Annotated in this window: 14 protein-coding genes and 1 tRNA gene; 3 read left to right on the top strand and 12 right to left on the bottom strand. The window is 72.0% G+C overall.

The window, feature by feature from the left end; genetic code table 11:
- Window positions 1–97 precede the first annotated feature (97 nt).
- On the top strand, window positions 98–640 hold the full coding sequence (locus DN051_RS25055) for a DUF4262 domain-containing protein (RefSeq protein ID WP_112439550.1): 543 nt from the start codon (window positions 98–100) through the stop codon (window positions 638–640).
- Between the two features lie 176 nt (window positions 641–816).
- On the opposite strand, the gene DN051_RS25050 is transcribed toward DN051_RS25055, so the two are convergent.
- From DN051_RS25050 to DN051_RS25035, 4 genes are all read right to left on the bottom strand, one after another.
- Window positions 817–2,226 (bottom strand): Cys-Gln thioester bond-forming surface protein, encoded by a 1,410-nt coding sequence (locus DN051_RS25050; RefSeq protein ID WP_053763116.1) that lies wholly within the window; start codon window positions 2,224–2,226, stop codon window positions 817–819.
- A gap of 323 nt (window positions 2,227–2,549) precedes the next feature.
- Window positions 2,550–3,035, bottom strand: coding sequence for a single-stranded DNA-binding protein (locus tag DN051_RS25045; RefSeq protein WP_112442425.1), 486 nt, complete (start codon window positions 3,033–3,035; stop codon window positions 2,550–2,552).
- Window positions 3,036–3,354: 319 nt separating this feature from the next.
- The gene (locus tag DN051_RS25040; RefSeq protein ID WP_107094121.1) at window positions 3,355–5,169 is read right to left on the bottom strand and encodes a YfjP family GTPase; all 1,815 of its coding nucleotides are present in this window, start codon (window positions 5,167–5,169) and stop codon (window positions 3,355–3,357) included.
- A gap of 867 nt (window positions 5,170–6,036) precedes the next feature.
- Window positions 6,037–7,644, bottom strand: a complete 1,608-nt coding sequence (locus tag DN051_RS25035) for a dynamin family protein (protein ID WP_053763115.1) — start codon at window positions 7,642–7,644, stop codon at window positions 6,037–6,039.
- A gap of 322 nt (window positions 7,645–7,966) precedes the next feature.
- Between DN051_RS25035 and DN051_RS25030 the strand changes: the two genes are divergently transcribed.
- Window positions 7,967–8,042 (top strand) — tRNA-Arg (locus DN051_RS25030).
- 789 nt (window positions 8,043–8,831) lie between these two features.
- Here the strand turns inward: DN051_RS25030 and DN051_RS25025 are convergent.
- The 4 genes from DN051_RS25025 to DN051_RS25010 all read right to left on the bottom strand — a co-directional run bounded on the left by DN051_RS25025 (window position 8,832) and on the right by DN051_RS25010 (window position 10,506).
- Window positions 8,832–9,110, bottom strand: coding sequence for a hypothetical protein (locus tag DN051_RS25025; protein WP_053763114.1), 279 nt, complete (start codon window positions 9,108–9,110; stop codon window positions 8,832–8,834).
- 147 nt (window positions 9,111–9,257) lie between these two features.
- The gene (locus DN051_RS25020) at window positions 9,258–9,527 is read right to left on the bottom strand and encodes a hypothetical protein (RefSeq protein ID WP_053763113.1); all 270 of its coding nucleotides are present in this window, start codon (window positions 9,525–9,527) and stop codon (window positions 9,258–9,260) included.
- A 287-nt stretch (window positions 9,528–9,814) separates the two neighbouring features.
- Entirely contained in the window at window positions 9,815–10,093 is a 279-nt protein-coding gene (locus DN051_RS25015) for a hypothetical protein (RefSeq protein ID WP_053763112.1), read from the bottom strand.
- 143 nt (window positions 10,094–10,236) lie between these two features.
- Window positions 10,237–10,506 (bottom strand): hypothetical protein, encoded by a 270-nt coding sequence (locus DN051_RS25010; protein WP_053763111.1) that lies wholly within the window; start codon window positions 10,504–10,506, stop codon window positions 10,237–10,239.
- A gap of 344 nt (window positions 10,507–10,850) precedes the next feature.
- Between DN051_RS25010 and DN051_RS25005 the strand changes: the two genes are divergently transcribed.
- Window positions 10,851–11,093 carry a chaplin gene (locus tag DN051_RS25005; protein WP_053763110.1) on the top strand — a complete coding sequence of 81 codons (243 nt, stop codon included), beginning with the start codon at window positions 10,851–10,853 and terminating at the stop codon, window positions 11,091–11,093.
- A gap of 105 nt (window positions 11,094–11,198) precedes the next feature.
- On the opposite strand, the gene DN051_RS25000 is transcribed toward DN051_RS25005, so the two are convergent.
- The 4 genes from DN051_RS25000 to DN051_RS24985 all read right to left on the bottom strand — a co-directional run bounded on the left by DN051_RS25000 (window position 11,199) and on the right by DN051_RS24985 (window position 14,035).
- A complete protein-coding gene (locus DN051_RS25000; protein WP_053763109.1) occupies window positions 11,199–12,065 on the bottom strand; it encodes a tyrosinase family protein in 867 nt (288 codons plus the stop codon).
- Window positions 12,049–12,552, bottom strand: a complete 504-nt coding sequence (locus tag DN051_RS24995; RefSeq protein WP_053763108.1) for a tyrosinase family oxidase copper chaperone — start codon at window positions 12,550–12,552, stop codon at window positions 12,049–12,051. The genes DN051_RS25000 and DN051_RS24995 overlap by 17 nt, the downstream gene beginning before the upstream one ends.
- Before the next feature lie 258 nt (window positions 12,553–12,810).
- Window positions 12,811–13,077, bottom strand: a complete 267-nt coding sequence (locus DN051_RS24990) for a hypothetical protein (protein WP_053763107.1) — start codon at window positions 13,075–13,077, stop codon at window positions 12,811–12,813.
- A gap of 259 nt (window positions 13,078–13,336) precedes the next feature.
- The gene (locus DN051_RS24985; RefSeq protein ID WP_112439549.1) at window positions 13,337–14,035 is read right to left on the bottom strand and encodes a hypothetical protein; all 699 of its coding nucleotides are present in this window, start codon (window positions 14,033–14,035) and stop codon (window positions 13,337–13,339) included.
- Between the last annotated feature and the right edge of the window lie 172 nt (window positions 14,036–14,207).

The following is a 14,207-nucleotide window of genomic DNA, read 5'->3' as shown; positions in this document are numbered from 1 at the left end:
GTCACTGTCGATACCCGTCGGCCGACCGCGGCCACCCTCGCACCGCCCAGGGACGGCCCCACGCCGACCATGATCGAGGGCGTCGTAACCTCCTCGGATGGATCGCTCCCCCTGCTTCTGCCTCCTGTGCTCGCCTCCCGCGGACGGCCCCGCCTGGAAGGAACGCGACGGCCGCACAGCCGCGAACGTGTCCGAGCACGGCTGGCACGTGATGGGCGTCGGTGCCGGCTGCGAGGCACCGGCGGACTGGGCCTACTCGATCGGCATGTGGCACACCCTGCGCAGCCCGGAGGTCTGCGTCTTCGGTCTGCGGATCGAGACGATGACGACCGTCGTGAACGTGGCAGGACGAGAGATCCGCAATGGACACACCCTGGAAGCCGATCAGGTACGGGACGACATCCTGAACGGCTGTCCGGTGATCGTGCGGCCGGTTCACACGAGCTGGTACCGGGACTTCTTCGGTGCCGGGATCGACTTCTACCAGGCACCGTCGTTTCCGATCATGCAGTTGTTCTGGCCGGACAGGGAGGGGCGGTTCCCCTGGGACGACCGGGCAGAGGAGTACTGCCGCGCGAGTCAGCCGCAGCTGTGGATCCCGAAGGAGGAGACCAGCGGCCCATGGGCCGCCCTCGACTGAGACCGAGGGCTCGGCCCGGGCTCCGGGCTCCTGGCTCCGGGCTCCGGGCTCCTGGCTCCTGGCTCCGGGCTCCTGGCTCCTGGCTCCTGGCTCCTGCGGAGTGAGGCCCGCCGTCGCACCCTGGTTGCGGCCGGTGCCGTTCCGGGCCGGCCGCCGGGGCTACGGATTCCCCCTTGTCACGGCTTCTTTCTGCGGACCACGATCAGCGCCGCGCCGCCGAGTACGACCAGGCCGATGGCCGCTCCCGCGATCAGCGGGGTGGCGTCGGAGCCGCCCGTCGCGGCGAGGTTCGCGTCGGCGGTGGTGCTGCCCGCGGTGGCCGGGCTCGGTTCGCTCAGGGTCTGGGTGGAGGTGCCCGCCTCGTCCGCCTCACCGGCCTGGGTGTGGCAGTCGAGGACGCCGGTGAAGCGCTTCTCGTAGCCGCCGGGACCGGTGATCGTGAAGTCGTAGGCCTGGTCCTCCTGGAGCGGGACGGTCACCGTGCGGGTCTCGCCGGCCCGGATGGTGTGCTCGGCGCCCATGAGCTCGAACACGAAGTCCTCGTCGCCCTGGTTGACCGCCGTGATGTCGACGCCGCCCTCGGCGCAGTTCTCCTGCGCGGACAGGGCGGGTATCGCGCCCTTCTCCGCCCATGACGCGCTCACCGCCGCCGAGACCGTGGACTCGCTGGAGCCGGCCAGGATCTGGGTCTGGCTCCTGGTCTCGGAGGCGAAGGCGCGGCCCACCGGCACGGTGGTCGACGCCTGCACGGTGAGTTCGGCCGAACCGTCCGGGGTGTCCTCGGGCACGTCGATGAACAGCCGGCTGCCGTCCTTCGCGGTGGTGACGTCCTTGCCGTCCTTGTCGACGATCCGCACCCCGGCGGCCGCGGCCTCCGCCGGCGGGGCCACCGTGACGCTGCCCGCGTTGGTGCGCACCGTGACCGGTCCGAGCCGCTCACCGGGGCGGCCGGAGAGCACGGGCGGGTCGAGGGTCAGCGACGCCTCGGGCTCCGCCACGCCGCGGGCGCTGTGCTCCAGATGGTCGGCGAGCTTCTCGGCCTCGGGGTCGACGGCTTCGACGTCCACCCCGTCCGAGTAGCGCCAGATGGCGACCTGGGTGCCGGCCGCGGCGTCCTGCTCGCTGAGACCGCCGCGGATGCCCGCCTGGCGTGCCAGCGCCGCGAGGTCGTTCACCTGCGGGTAGGAGTGCTGGAGGATCCAGCGGATGCGGCCCGAGTCGTCGTTGGCGCCGAGCGAGGTGCCGCTCCACGCCGTCTCGTGGTACTTCGCGTCCCGCTGCGTGGGGTTGTGGATGTCGACGCAGTACGTCTGCAGGGTGCCGCCGCCCTCGACGGACATCTCGAAGAGACCCGCGGAGATCTCCAGGTCGCCCTCGTCGGCGTGCACGACGGCCGCGCCGTAGGTCTTCAGGCCGCTGATCGTGGCCGCCGCGCCACCGCCGGACTGCACGGTGCCGGTCCCGGCCGCGGCGGGCACGGCCATCACCGTCGCGGCCGTGACGGCCAGCCCCGAGACCAGCGTCACGGCGGCGAGCCGGGCCGCCCCTCGCCCGCACGCGGACGGTGCGGAGAACGAAGAAAACACAGAATTCCCCTTCGAGCAGGACCCGTTGACATGGGGGGTACGGTCCCACCAGCAGAATCTCAAGCCCCGAGAGTCATGTCCGGCATCCTAGGGAAACGGGCGCACCACCTTTCCCGGTCGTCCCGCCGGTCCGACAATCCGACTCGTAATCGTTACCACCGAGACCGGCCCGAACAGGGCCCGTCGACCGATCACCGTCACCCTTCGGGGGCCTAAACGCCGATAAGCCGCGGTTCGGTCGGGCCGGTTCGCCGGACAGCCGTGTCAGCGCGCTCCGCCCGACCGTTTCGGGCTCCGCACGGCGGCCGTCCGGCCCCGTGACGTCATGTCACCGCCGCGTGCTCCGGCCGTGGCCGGGACGCAGCGATCTCGGTGTCCGCCTCGGGTGTCTCCCACGCGGGTTCGGGCCGGGGCGGTGTCACGGGCGCCTCCGCCTCGCCGGCATTGGCATTGGCATTGGCTCGCCGGAACGCGGCGGTACCCCGCGCCAGATCGTGGCCGATCGCCACGGCGTCGATGTCCGCCGAGGTCCGGCTCTGTCCCTCCCGCACGTCCGTCCGCACCTTCAAGCGGCCCTGGACGACGACGGGATCGCCCACCGACAGGGACGCCGCCGCGTTCGAAGCGAGCTGCCGATTGGCCCAGACCGTGAAGAAGTTGGTGTGCCCGTCCGCCCAGGCGTTCTTCTCTCGGTCCCAGTACCGGGAGGTCACCGCCAGCCGGAACCGCGCGGACGGTCCCGACGCCGGCTCCCGGTAGACGGGCTGGGTCGCCACGTTGCCCACCGCGCAGACCATCGTCTCGTTCATCTCCTGCTCCCCTCCCCCGCCCGGCGGGGCGCGCCGGGCGGACACGCCGACGGGCCCGTCCCGTACGGCTGCGTCCGACGCGGTGGCCGCCGTTGCCGTGCGTGCCACCGCGGTCGTGGCGAGCGCTTCCTCGCGATCGCCGCGAATCCAGACTGCATCCGCCGAGCCGGGCCCGCAGAGCGCTGTGGACCGCCCCCAGCCTGTGGAAAACTCCGCCACCCGTCCGGGGGACGACCGTCACGCGGCTCGCCCCGGCCGGACGACCGCCGGCCGTCCGCCTCCCGGGACGGACCCGGCAACCGCCGTCCGCCCCGACCACTCAGCGCACCCCGACCCCCGCCCCCGTCACCTTCCCGTACTGCTCCCGCACTTCCCGGTACCGCAGGAGTTCCGAGGCCACCGGGTCGAGGACTCTGGCCCGGCCGCAGCCCGCCGCGGCCTCCCTCAGCCGGCGTTCCGCGTCCAGGCCGTACCTCCTGGCCGGGCCCCGTGCGGCCATCCGGCAGCTCCACTCGACGATCGGGCCGCCGATGATCCCGGCCACCATCAGCATCACCGGCACCCCCAGATTCGGCGGGATCACCCCGACGATCTGGCCCACCAGCCACAGCCCGCCGACGACTTGCAGGATCGTCATGGACGCCTGCGCCAGCACCGCCACCGGCCACCAGCCCGGTGTCGGCGGCCGTCCCGCCGGCAGCCCGGTCCGCTCGGCCAGCTCGTCCAGCGCCTCGGGCAACCCCTGGGCACCGCGTACCGCGGCCTCCCGCACCGCCTGCGCCCAGGGCGTCGGCAGACCCGTCGACGCCCGGTCGGCCACCGTGCGCACCGCCTGTTCGACCCGTTGCCGGGCGGTGGCCTGCTCGTCCGCCTGTTGCGCGCGGAGCTGCACCCGGCCGGTCTGCGGTTCGCGCCGGACGTGGAACCAGCGCCACAGCCGCAGCCAGGGCGTCCCGCACGCGCGGTTGGCGCTGCGCAGCCACGCCCGCTCGGCCGCCTCACCGGCGGCGGTGGCGCCCACGGCGTCGGCCAGTCGCGCCGAGAACTCGTCCCGCGCCTGCTCGCTGAGTCCGGCGCGCCGCGTGGTGGCGTACACGGGCCACAGGCGTACCGCGGCGGCGTCGAGGTCGGCCGAGATCCGGCGCGCCGCGGCGCCCCGCTCGGTCACGAACTGGCCGAGTGCCTCACGCAGTTCACCGACACCGTCGCCGGTGAGCGCGGACAGCGCGAGCACGGTCGCGCCCGGTTCGCCGTACTCCCCGAGGGGGATGCCGTCCTCGTCCAGCAACCGCCGGAGGTCGTCGAGCACTTGGTGGGCGGCCTCACCGGGGAGCCGGTCGACCTGGTTGAGGACGACGAACATGACCTCGGCGTGCCCGGCCATGGGCCGCAGATAGCGCTCGTGGAGGACGGCGTCGGCGTACTTCTCGGGATCCAGTACCCAGATGATCGCGTCGACCAGTTCCAGGACCTTCTCGGCCTGCTCACGGTGCTGTACGGCCGCCGAGTCGAGGTCGGGCAGGTCGACCAGGACCAGCCCGCGCAACTGCGCCTCCGCCTCGGGGCTCTGGAGCGGGCGGCGGCGCAGGCGCCCCGGGATGCCGAGCCGGTCGATGAGGCCGGCGGCACCGTCGCTCCAGCTGCACGCGATGGGCGCGGCGGTCGTCGGACGGCGCACCCCCGTCTCCGAGATGGCCACCCCCGCCAGCGCGTTGAACAGCTGCGACTTGCCGCTGCCGGTCGCGCCCGCGACGGCGACGACGGTGTGCTGCCCGGACAGCTTGCGCCGGGCCGCCGCCTCGTCGAGGACCCGGCCCGCCTCGGCGAGCGTCTTGTTGTCGAGCCGGGCGCGGGACAGGCCCACCAGTTCGCGCAGCGCGTCGAGGCGGGAGCGGAGCGGGCCGTCGTAGGCGAGCGGGGGCACGGTCTGCGGGGCGGACGGCCTGGTCTCCACGACGGCAGGCTGCTCGGGGGCGGTCGTCTCGTTCACCCGCCGTGCGATCAGTCCGTCGTCCCAGGCGTCGTCGGGTTCCGTACGGGCGCCCGGCTGGGTACGGGAGTCCGCGCGGGTCCCGGACTGCGCGCGGGAGTCGCCGCGGCCGTCCGCCCCGCGACGGACGGCGTCGGGCCGCACGCGCGTGTGGTCCTGGTCGGCGCGTGTCGCGGCCCGCTCGCGCGGATCCGGCTCGTCGGGCCTGCCCCCGGCCCACCTGGAGTGCCGCTCGGCGGACTCGGCGTCCGTACGCGCACGGGAACCGCGACCGCTCTGCCCGGAGGAACCGTCCTCCGCGTCCGCCCCGCCACGGGAACCGGTCCCCGCGCGCGTCCCGGGTTCGTGCTCCGCGCCGGACCCCTTCGCGGAAGCAGCGTCCCGCGCAGCACCCTTTTCGGAGACCTCGCCGGTCGGAAGCCCCTTCTCGGGTACGCCCCGCTCCGAGGCGCGCCCTTCAGAAGCGCCCCGCTGCGAAGCGCCCCGCTCCGGGGCACCGCCTTCGGAGGCGTCCCGGTGCGGGGCGCCCCCCGCGGGAGCGTCCCCGTCGGCAGCACGCCCTTCGGAAGCACGCCCTTCGGAAGGGGCGGACGCGCCCCGCCGCACGGCGCTCCCCGCGGAATCCTCCGCCTCCGGGACGGCGTTTCCGGGAGCGTCCGCCTCGGGAACGTACTCCGCGGAATCACCCACCCCGGAGAGGCCGTCGGAGAGGCCCCTTTCGGAAGCCTCGACCGCGTTCTCGTTCTTTCCGGAATCGCCCTCCCCGTGAACACCGCTTTCGACGGCGTGCACCTTGGAGACACTCATTACGGAATCGCCCTCTTCGGTCATTCCGAAAGCGACCTCCTCGATGACGTTTTCCCGGGGGGCCTCCTGCTTGGGGGGTCCGATTTCGGCGCTTCCCCCCACCGGGGCACGGTCGAGCGCGCGCCTGCTCTCGCGGGGCGCGGCCTCCCGGTGGTCCGGATCGGCGTGCTCCGTGTGGTTCTGGTCAGTGACGGCAGTCACCGGTCACCTCTCCCTCAGCAGTACGGACAGCGCGGCGATGAGTTCGGCCTGGGGTTCGGCTTGGACGTCGAGGGCGTCGAGCGGGGCGAGCCGGCGTTCGCGTTCGACATGCATGACCCGGTCCGCGTACTCGCCGAGCAGCCGTCCGCCCCGCTCACGCAGCCGCTGCGCGGCGTGGACACCCATCCGCTCGGCGAGCCGCTCCCCCGCGGAACGGGCGCGGCGCCCGCCCAGCAGCACGGTGGCCAGCAGCGCGGCGATCACCTCGGGGTCGGGCGCGACGCTGCGGTCGACGAAGCGCGCCTCGTCCTCCGCGTGCTCCTCCACCTCGCGTCGCCACCGCCGTACGGCCATCCCGATCCGGTGTTCGGCGCTCGCCGGCGAGGCGTCGCGGTCCAGGAGCCCCGCGACGTCCGACGCCGGCTCGCGCCGCCAGGCCTCGTCGACGCGCTCGTCGGCGGCGGTCACGGCGCACAGCAGCAGCGAGCCGAGGCTCTCCACCAGGGCGTCCAGGAGCTCGCCCGCGGTGCAGTCGAGCGGAAAGGCCCGCCAGCGCTTGAGCGCGTCGCCGGCGAGCACGGCACCGGCCTGCAACCGCCCCCGTACGCGTGCGTGCTCGCTGTCGTACGCGGATTCGACGGCGGAGGTCAGACGCAGGGCGGCCGCGTACTGGGCCGCCGCCGCGCCCGCCAGCTCGGGCAGCCGCGTCTTCAGCGAGGTGAGGACGCCGTGCGCCGTACGCGCCATGGCCTGCTGCCGGGCTCCCGGGTCCTGGGCCTGATGCGCGAGCCAGGAGCGCAGCGCGGCCACGGCGGTGGCGGGCAACAGGCCGCTGCCCCACGCCGACTCGGGCAGCTCGGGCACGGTGAAGCGCGGTACGTCGCCGAGCCCGGCCTTGGTGAGCAGGGCACCGTACTGCCGGGACACCTCGGAGACCACCTGGTGGGGCACCCGGTCGAGCACGGTCACCAGGGTGGCGTCGTACTCCTTGGCGGTGCGCAGCAGGTGCCAGGGCACGGCGTCGGCGTACCGGGCGGCCGTGGTCACCATGATCCAGATGTCGGCCGCGCAGATCAGCTCGGCGGCGAGGGCGCGGTTGTCGGCGGCGAGCGAGTCCACGTCGGGCGCGTCGAGGAGGGCGAGGCCGGGAGACAGGCTCTCGGCGGTCTCCACACGCAGGGCGCGTGCGGGGTTCTCCTCCGGGAGCGGCAGGTCCTCCTCCGCCGCCCGTTCCGGCACCCACACGCGCGTGAGGTCGGGGAGCACCCGCATGCCGCTGAACCAGTGATGGTCCTCCGGATGGCACACGAGCACCGGGGTCCGTGTCGTCGGCCGCAGCACGCCCGCCTCGCTGACCCGTCGGCCCACCAGGGAATTGACGAGCGTCGACTTGCCGGCCCCGGTCGAGCCCCCCACGACGGCCAGCAACGGCGCTTCGGGTTCCCGCAGCCGGGGCACCAAGTAGTCGTCGAGCTGGGCGAGCAGTTCGTCGCGGTTGGCGCGCGCTCGTGGCGCCCCCGGGAGGGGCAGCGGAAAGCGTGCGGCGGCAACGCGGTCGCGCAGCGCGGAAAGTGCGTCGAGCAGCTGAGGCCGTACGTCCAAGGTCACCACATGCGAAGAATGCCCAATTTTATTGGATATCTGAAGCATATGAGCATGTCTGCGCGCCGACAGAACACAAGGGATGGAAGGGACGACTGGGACAGGGACACAGTCCAGGCATAACGAGTGCACAACACCCGGTGCGCGTGGCGCCAAAAGCGATGCACGATTCGTACCTGCCTGCGATTATCAGGACCGCTTCACCGAACCTCCACATCGAGCCACGGAGGTGAAGCAACAGGGTCAAGGATCCGGGAGCCCTATCCTTGTCCCCGGCAACGTCACGGAACAGCCCGCACCCGGGACACCACGACAGAGGCCACCACACCCGGCCCCCGTAGCTCAGTGGATAGAGCAGGCGCCTTCTAAGCGCTTGGCCGCAGGTTCGAGTCCTGCCGGGGGCGCCATCCCCAGCCCTCCCCAGGAGGGCGTCCGCATGCTCCCGACAGGGCCTGGCGCTGGCCGCCCGACATCGGGACCGTGACCGCCGCTCCCTCCCCTCCAGCCCAGCCGGGCGGCAGTACGCGCAGGGCGCGGACCCCGACAGTCACCCCGATGCGCCACCCGATCGGACCCGCCGCGCGGGACGGCACCCCCGCGCGCGAGCCGACCCGAAGCCCGCACGGGACCGTCCTACGAACCAACCGGCCGCCCGCCGCCCCACCATCTACGGCCGAAAATCGCGCACAGACCCCTGATCAGTCGCCGCCCCGGCCGACGATCGGGCCGCTCCGGCCACGGATCCGCCCGTGGGACACGGCTCACCCCCCGAGCCAGGGACCGGCCTGTGGGGCACATGACCGCCCAGGACCGCCCATGGGCACGGACCCGCCCCACGGGTAGGTACTCACACCCCGAGGCAGGGATCAGCCCCAGCCCCGCAGCGCAGGCCCCCATCCCCATGGCGCCTCAGCCCGGACACCCGAGCCTTCACCCCGGGCCCCTCCCCGGACCCACCCGGCACCAGAGCCGGGCCCGGCGCTCCAGGCCCATCACGCACCGGGCGCCAAGCGCCACACCCCACGCACCCACGCACCCACGCACCCACGCACCCACGCACCCACGCACCCACGCACCCACGCACGCAAAACGGCCGGGACCCGGCACCGGGTCCCGGCCGTCGTCCGCCGTGCGGGCGGATCCACGCGAAGGGGGCCGAGGAGAGCAGAAGCGTCCCGGCCGCACTCGACGGGGCGTCAGGACTTCTTGTTGCTGACGTCGAGGTTGCTGACGCAGCTGACCTGGCTGTGCGAAGTGGGGCAGTTCTGCGTCGACTTGTGAACGAGTTCGACCTTCTGGCCACTCTCGGTGGTGAACTCGTAGTGCTTCACCTCCACGCAGCGCATTTTGCCGGCACCGTCACTGACGCAATTGCCGGGACCCTCGACGGCGTGCGCCTGAACGGCACCGACACCGACCAGGGCAACGCTTCCCAGGAATCCCGCCACCGCTGCGATCTTCTTCGAATTGAACATTTACCTTTTCCTTTACGGTCGACTCCCCGCGGCTGGTCGGCGAAGTCGTTCCGAATTCTTGGCCGGCCCGAAAAGCCAGGCGGCAGGCCTCGGGACTCCGGAGGGAGTCCCGCGGCCTGCCTGGATCACCTGATCAGTGATCAGCGATCACTTGCCGAGGGTGAAGTTCTGCGAGCAGGTCACCGACTCGCGCTCGCTGTTGTCCTGGTTCGAGAGGCCGAGGATGGCGACCGAGACGTTGACGTCGTCAAGGTTGATCAGGCCCTGCGCCGAGTCGTTCTGCTCGCACGCCTGAGTCTGGTCGTTGGTGATCTTGACCTTCTCGTCACCGTCCGACGCGTTGACGACGCCGGCGCCGAGGAAGCTGACGCTGCCGAGCATGGCCGCGACGACCGCAGCCTTCTGGTACTTGCGCATTACCTCTCCGTTCTCAAGTACACAGTCCGTGATGGACCGGTCACTGACAGTCGCCAACTGTAGTTGACTTTTTAGGGCTTTGGCGGGCGAAACGCCCCGTTCGCATAAATTTCTTGAAGAAAGGCGAGTTGTGACACTTCCGGGTGCGAAGCGGGCGCGGGCCGTGCCCTGCGCCGGACACCTCGACGGGCTCAACCGCCGCTCGGGCAACCGCCGTTGAGGCGTGCTTCACGAGCCGGCAGCCGCACCTTCGCGAAGCGAGCGGACGGTCGCCGGCCGGCGGTGCGTCAGCTCTTCGCGCCGCCGACCACGGCGTTGTCGACGCACGTGGCCTGGCTGTGCGAGGTGGGGCAGTTCTGCGTCGACTGGTTGACGACAGTGACGTTCCCGTCCTTGTCGGTGGTGACCTCGTGCTGGCTCACCTGCACGCAGCGGATGTGCCCCGCGCCGTCCTCCACGCAGGTGCCGGCCCCGTCGATGCCGTAGGCCTGCACGGCACCGGCTCCGATGAGGGCCAGACCGCCGAGAAAGCCCGCCACCGCTGCCATCTTCTTCGAACTGAGCATCTACCTGTTCCTTTGCGGTCGACCAACGCCGCCTGGCGGCACGGTCGTTCCGAACGCTCGGGCGACAAAAACCAGGCGGCAGGCCCCGGGACTCCATGAAGAGTCCCGTGACCTGCCTGGATCACCTGATCAGAGATCAGCGATCACTTGCCGAGGGTGAAGCTCTGAGCGCAGGTCACGGCCTCGCGCTCGCTGTTGTCCTGGTTCGACAGGCCAAGCAGGGCACCGACCGAGACGTTGACGTCGTCGACGTTCACGAGACCCTGGGTCGTGTCGTTGGCCGAGCACGACTGGTTCTGGTCGTTGCTGAGCTTGAACTTGTCGTCCCCGCCCGCGTGGCTCACGCCCGCGCCGAGGAAGCCGACGCTGCCGAGCATGGCCACGACAACTGCGGCCTTCTGGTACTTGCGCATTACCTCTCCGTTCTCGAGTTGACACAGTCCGTGTTGGACTTGTCACTGACAGTCGCCAACTGTAAGGGACGGTTTCCGGCTTTTGGCAGACAAAACGCCCAATCCCGTAAGTTTCTTGAGGGGGCGGGGCGGTGGGAGAGGAGAGCCGGAACCGGGTGGACCCAACCCGTTCGGGCGAGCGGGGGCGACCGGGATCGGAAATCTCCCGCCCGCACGGCGAAACCCCTCTTCAAAAGGGGTGATCCGGGGCAGATCGCCGTGACCGGTCGGGGGCCGCCGCGTTGAAGGGGCAGTGCGGTCGCGCGTTCTGCTGCCGTACTTACCGAGTCACTAAGGAGAACGTGATGTCTCGCATCGCGAAGGTTGGCGTTGTCGCTCTCGGCACGGGCGTCGTGGCGCTCGGCGGAGCCGGTGTCGCCGCGGCGAACTCCGTCGCCGAGGGCGCGGCGGCGGGCTCGCCCGGCTTCGTGTCCGGCAATTCGATCCAGGCCCCGGTCCACGTGCCGCTCAACGTGTGCGGCAACACCGTCACCGCGATCGGCGGGCTCAACTCGGCTCTCGCCAACGCCTGCGAGAACCGGGGCTGACACAAGAAGCGCACGGCACGGCCACCGGCGTCACCCGCCGTCGGCCGTGCCGCCCCTGGAGCCCCGGCACCCTGGAGCGCCGGGGCTTTTCCATGCCCGCGGGTCTCATGCGTACCGGTAGACCCCGGAGACGTCCTCCAGCTCGTCGGGCGTCACGTCCCACGGCGGCAGTTTCTGATGCCGCGCCACGACCCGGTTGTGCTGGGCGTCTTCGGGGCCCGGCGGTGTCGCGGGGAGATAGCGGGCGCCGCGGTGCCGGCGCTGCCAGCGGTCCCACTGGAGGTCCACGAAGGCGTGATGCAACCAGAAGACCGGGTCGTTGACGGAGGCCCCGCCGAGCATCGTGCCGCCCACCCAGCGGTGCACCCGGTTGTGGTTGAGCCAGGACGCGCTGCCCCGTCCGGTGCCCCAGCCCTCCATCCTGTTGCGGAACCCGCGGGTGACCGTCGAGTCCCAGGGCGCCACGTCGTAGACGGGCTCCTTCAGCGCCCACTCCAGATCGCGCCCGGCGGGCAGGTCGATCGGGTTGCCGGGACGGCCGAGGTCGCGGGTCAGGAACGCGCCGTCGGTCACGCCTTCCTTGAGGGTCCAGTCGCCCTCCCGGTGGGCGAAGGGGCCGGTCGTCACCTGCCGGTCCGAGCGGCGCCCGGTGCCGCCGAGGAGGTCGGCCGTCCAGGGCGACGAGGTGGTGGTGCGCTCACGCGTCCAGTCCCAGTACGGCAGCGTCACCGACGCGTCCACCCGGCGCAGCGCCTCCTCCAGTTCCAGCAGGAACCGGCGGTGCCACGGCAGGAAGGAGGGCGCCATGTGCGCGGCGCGGAGTCGGTGTTCGCCGTCGGCACGGAAGTACGCGATGTGCATCCGCACGAACTCCTCGTACTCTCCGCTCCGTTTGACCTCCAGCAGCGCTTTGACGAAGCGGCGCCGCTCGGTCGTGGTGAGTGTGCTCGCGTCCTTACGCACGTACGCCATGCCGCTCCCCCGGGTGCGGGTGGCCGGCGGCCGGGGTGCGCAGCCGCCGGCCGGGGCCGAGTTCGTCGACGGCGGCGCGGGCGGCGTCGAGCGGTGTGCGGGACGAGCAGTAGTGGTCGACCATGCTGAGCCAGGTGCCGTCCGCGCGGCGCATCAGGTGCAGCGGGCGGCCGTCCACGGTGACGTGCCACCGTTCGTCCTCGCCCGCCGGATCCGCCCCGTCGGCGCCGTGCGCGCCGATCCGCATCCCGCGGACGCGGCGGCCGCGATACGTGAGGTCGAAGGCGATGTCCCCCGTGCGGTCCCGCGAGCCGGAGGCGGGGTGCGACGGCCCCGGCGCGGCGGCCGGCGGGACGGCGAGGGCGGCGGCGAGGACCCAGCGGCGCAGGCCGCGGGCCAGCCCTCGCCGTGTTCTGCCCCGCGGCCGGGCCGGGGCCGAGGCTCCGGCCTCGGCGTCCATCGGTTCTCCGCCGGTGCCGCCGACCATGGTTCGCTCCTCGTCCGGTCCGTTGTGTCGGTAGCCGTAACCGAGGAACCTTGCGTGCGGTCACCGCCGCGCGGCCGGGCGGGTGGGGGCCACCGGTGAGTCACCGGCGGCCCCCTGCGCGAGACCTATGATCTGACTATCCGTCAGATCATTCCCCTCGCCCGGAAGTTGGCGTCGCGTCTCGCGTGGCCGTACACGCGGAGGGACGGCCCCCGTACTCCGCCAGGGGGCCGTCCCTCCGTACGACGCGTGCGAGGCTTACAGCCACAGGTTGCCGTGCACCGGCTTGGCGTCGTTGACCACCGTCGCGGCCTCCTTCGCCTGGTGGACCAGCGACGCGTTGCTCCCCGTGCCGAAGATGGACAGCGGGACCCTGGTGTTCACCCCGCCGCTGAGACCGGTCTGCGCCACGTCGGGCGCGCTCTGCTCGGGGGCACTCTGCACCTCGAGGGCGGACGCGGGAGTGGCCGCACCGGCAGCGATCAGGGATCCGAAAACGACGGCGGCAGCCTTCAGGGACTTCATCGTGTTCCTTTCTTCGGCAACGCGGGTCGCCGGAGGGGGGTTCTGTCGCCGTGCCTAACGAGCCGTGCTCGGGGCGGAAACCGGAGGTGGCGAAGATTGCAAGTCCTCATATGAGATCTCTGACGGACCGCGCGTCCGCGCGTGACCGGCCCCGGTGCCGCGAGTGACGGGGGCACGAAAACGGTCGTGGTGCCCGTCCCGAGGGAGGGCACCACGACCGAAGGGGCGAGAGCCGTGGCGTACGGCGCTCACGCCGGGTTCACGAGGTCGACAGCAGCATCGTCTGCGTCATCGTGACACCGGGGAGCGTGACGGCTGGCGCCGGGGGCTCGGACGCGGCCGGGGCGGGGCTGGGCAGGGTCTGGGCCGGGGTCAGTCCGCCGAGCAGCGCGTCGAGCAGGGCCTTCAGTTCCTTCAGCAGATCGTCGAGCGACACCAGGGCCGCGTCGACGTCCCCCGCGGTGACCGCCGCCAGCAGACCGTCGACCGCCTTGCCCAGGGCGTCCAGCAGGTCGCCCACGAGGTCGGCACGCAGTGCGGCCTCGGCTTCGGGCTCGGTGGCGGCCGGGGCGGGAAGGGGCACCAGCAGCACACCCGTGCCGAGCACCGACGCCGGCGGCGTCAGCGGGATCGCGGGAGCCTTGGCGGCCGCCTCGGCCAGGGCGTCCTTCGCGGCGCGGCCCAGTCGTTTCGCCTCGGCGTCGGACATCCGGGTGCCGTCCGCGCCGAGGGCGGCGTTCAGCAGGTCGGTGACCGGGGCGAGTTCCACTCCGAGGGCGCGGAGCCGCCCGATCTGGGTGCGCAGCGCGTCCGCGCCGGGCAGCGGCGCATCGGCCGACGTCGTACGGCTGCGCTCGTCGGCCGAGTCGGCCGCCGCGGCGGCGGGGCCGGTGATGCCGACCAGGAGGGCGGCGCACAGTGCACCTGACGCCAGGCGCCGTGCGGGCAGGGCACGCATGGGGATTCCTTTCGACGGGCTCGGGATCTTGAGCCCAACCGTGAAAGATATCGTCACATTGCGCAACCGTTCATAGGCTTTTAGTGACGGCGTGTCTTCCCCCGGTCGCCGAGTCGTCACTGATCAGACGGTGTGTCAAGCCGACAGCGTCCGCGCGCCCGTTCGGGGGAAG

Source organism: Streptomyces cadmiisoli (genome assembly GCF_003261055.1).
Classification (GTDB): domain Bacteria; phylum Actinomycetota; class Actinomycetes; order Streptomycetales; family Streptomycetaceae; genus Streptomyces; species Streptomyces cadmiisoli.
Note: the sequence above shows the minus strand (reverse complement) of the source record. Positions and strands in the feature narration are given on the sequence as shown.

What these genes read in the sequence shown, in the direction of transcription:
- DN051_RS24985 (WP_112439549.1), bottom strand. Translation starts at nt 14,035, where the DNA reads ATGCGTGCCCTGCCCGCACGGCGCCTGGCGTCAGGTGCACTGTGCGCC.
- DN051_RS25020 (WP_053763113.1), bottom strand. Translation starts at nt 9,527, where the DNA reads ATGCGCAAGTACCAGAAGGCTGCGGTCGTCGCGGCCATGCTCGGCAGC.
- DN051_RS25025 (WP_053763114.1), bottom strand. Translation starts at nt 9,110, where the DNA reads ATGTTCAATTCGAAGAAGATCGCAGCGGTGGCGGGATTCCTGGGAAGC.
- DN051_RS25015 (WP_053763112.1), bottom strand. Translation starts at nt 10,093, where the DNA reads ATGCTCAGTTCGAAGAAGATGGCAGCGGTGGCGGGCTTTCTCGGCGGT.
- DN051_RS25000 (WP_053763109.1), bottom strand. Translation starts at nt 12,065, where the DNA reads ATGGCGTACGTGCGTAAGGACGCGAGCACACTCACCACGACCGAGCGG.
- DN051_RS24990 (WP_053763107.1), bottom strand. Translation starts at nt 13,077, where the DNA reads ATGAAGTCCCTGAAGGCTGCCGCCGTCGTTTTCGGATCCCTGATCGCT.
- DN051_RS24995 (WP_053763108.1), bottom strand. Translation starts at nt 12,552, where the DNA reads ATGGTCGGCGGCACCGGCGGAGAACCGATGGACGCCGAGGCCGGAGCC.
- DN051_RS25010 (WP_053763111.1), bottom strand. Translation starts at nt 10,506, where the DNA reads ATGCGCAAGTACCAGAAGGCCGCAGTTGTCGTGGCCATGCTCGGCAGC.
- DN051_RS25005 (WP_053763110.1), top strand. Translation starts at nt 10,851, where the DNA reads ATGTCTCGCATCGCGAAGGTTGGCGTTGTCGCTCTCGGCACGGGCGTC.
- DN051_RS25045 (WP_112442425.1), bottom strand. Translation starts at nt 3,035, where the DNA reads ATGAACGAGACGATGGTCTGCGCGGTGGGCAACGTGGCGACCCAGCCC.
- DN051_RS25055 (WP_112439550.1), top strand. Translation starts at nt 98, where the DNA reads ATGGATCGCTCCCCCTGCTTCTGCCTCCTGTGCTCGCCTCCCGCGGAC.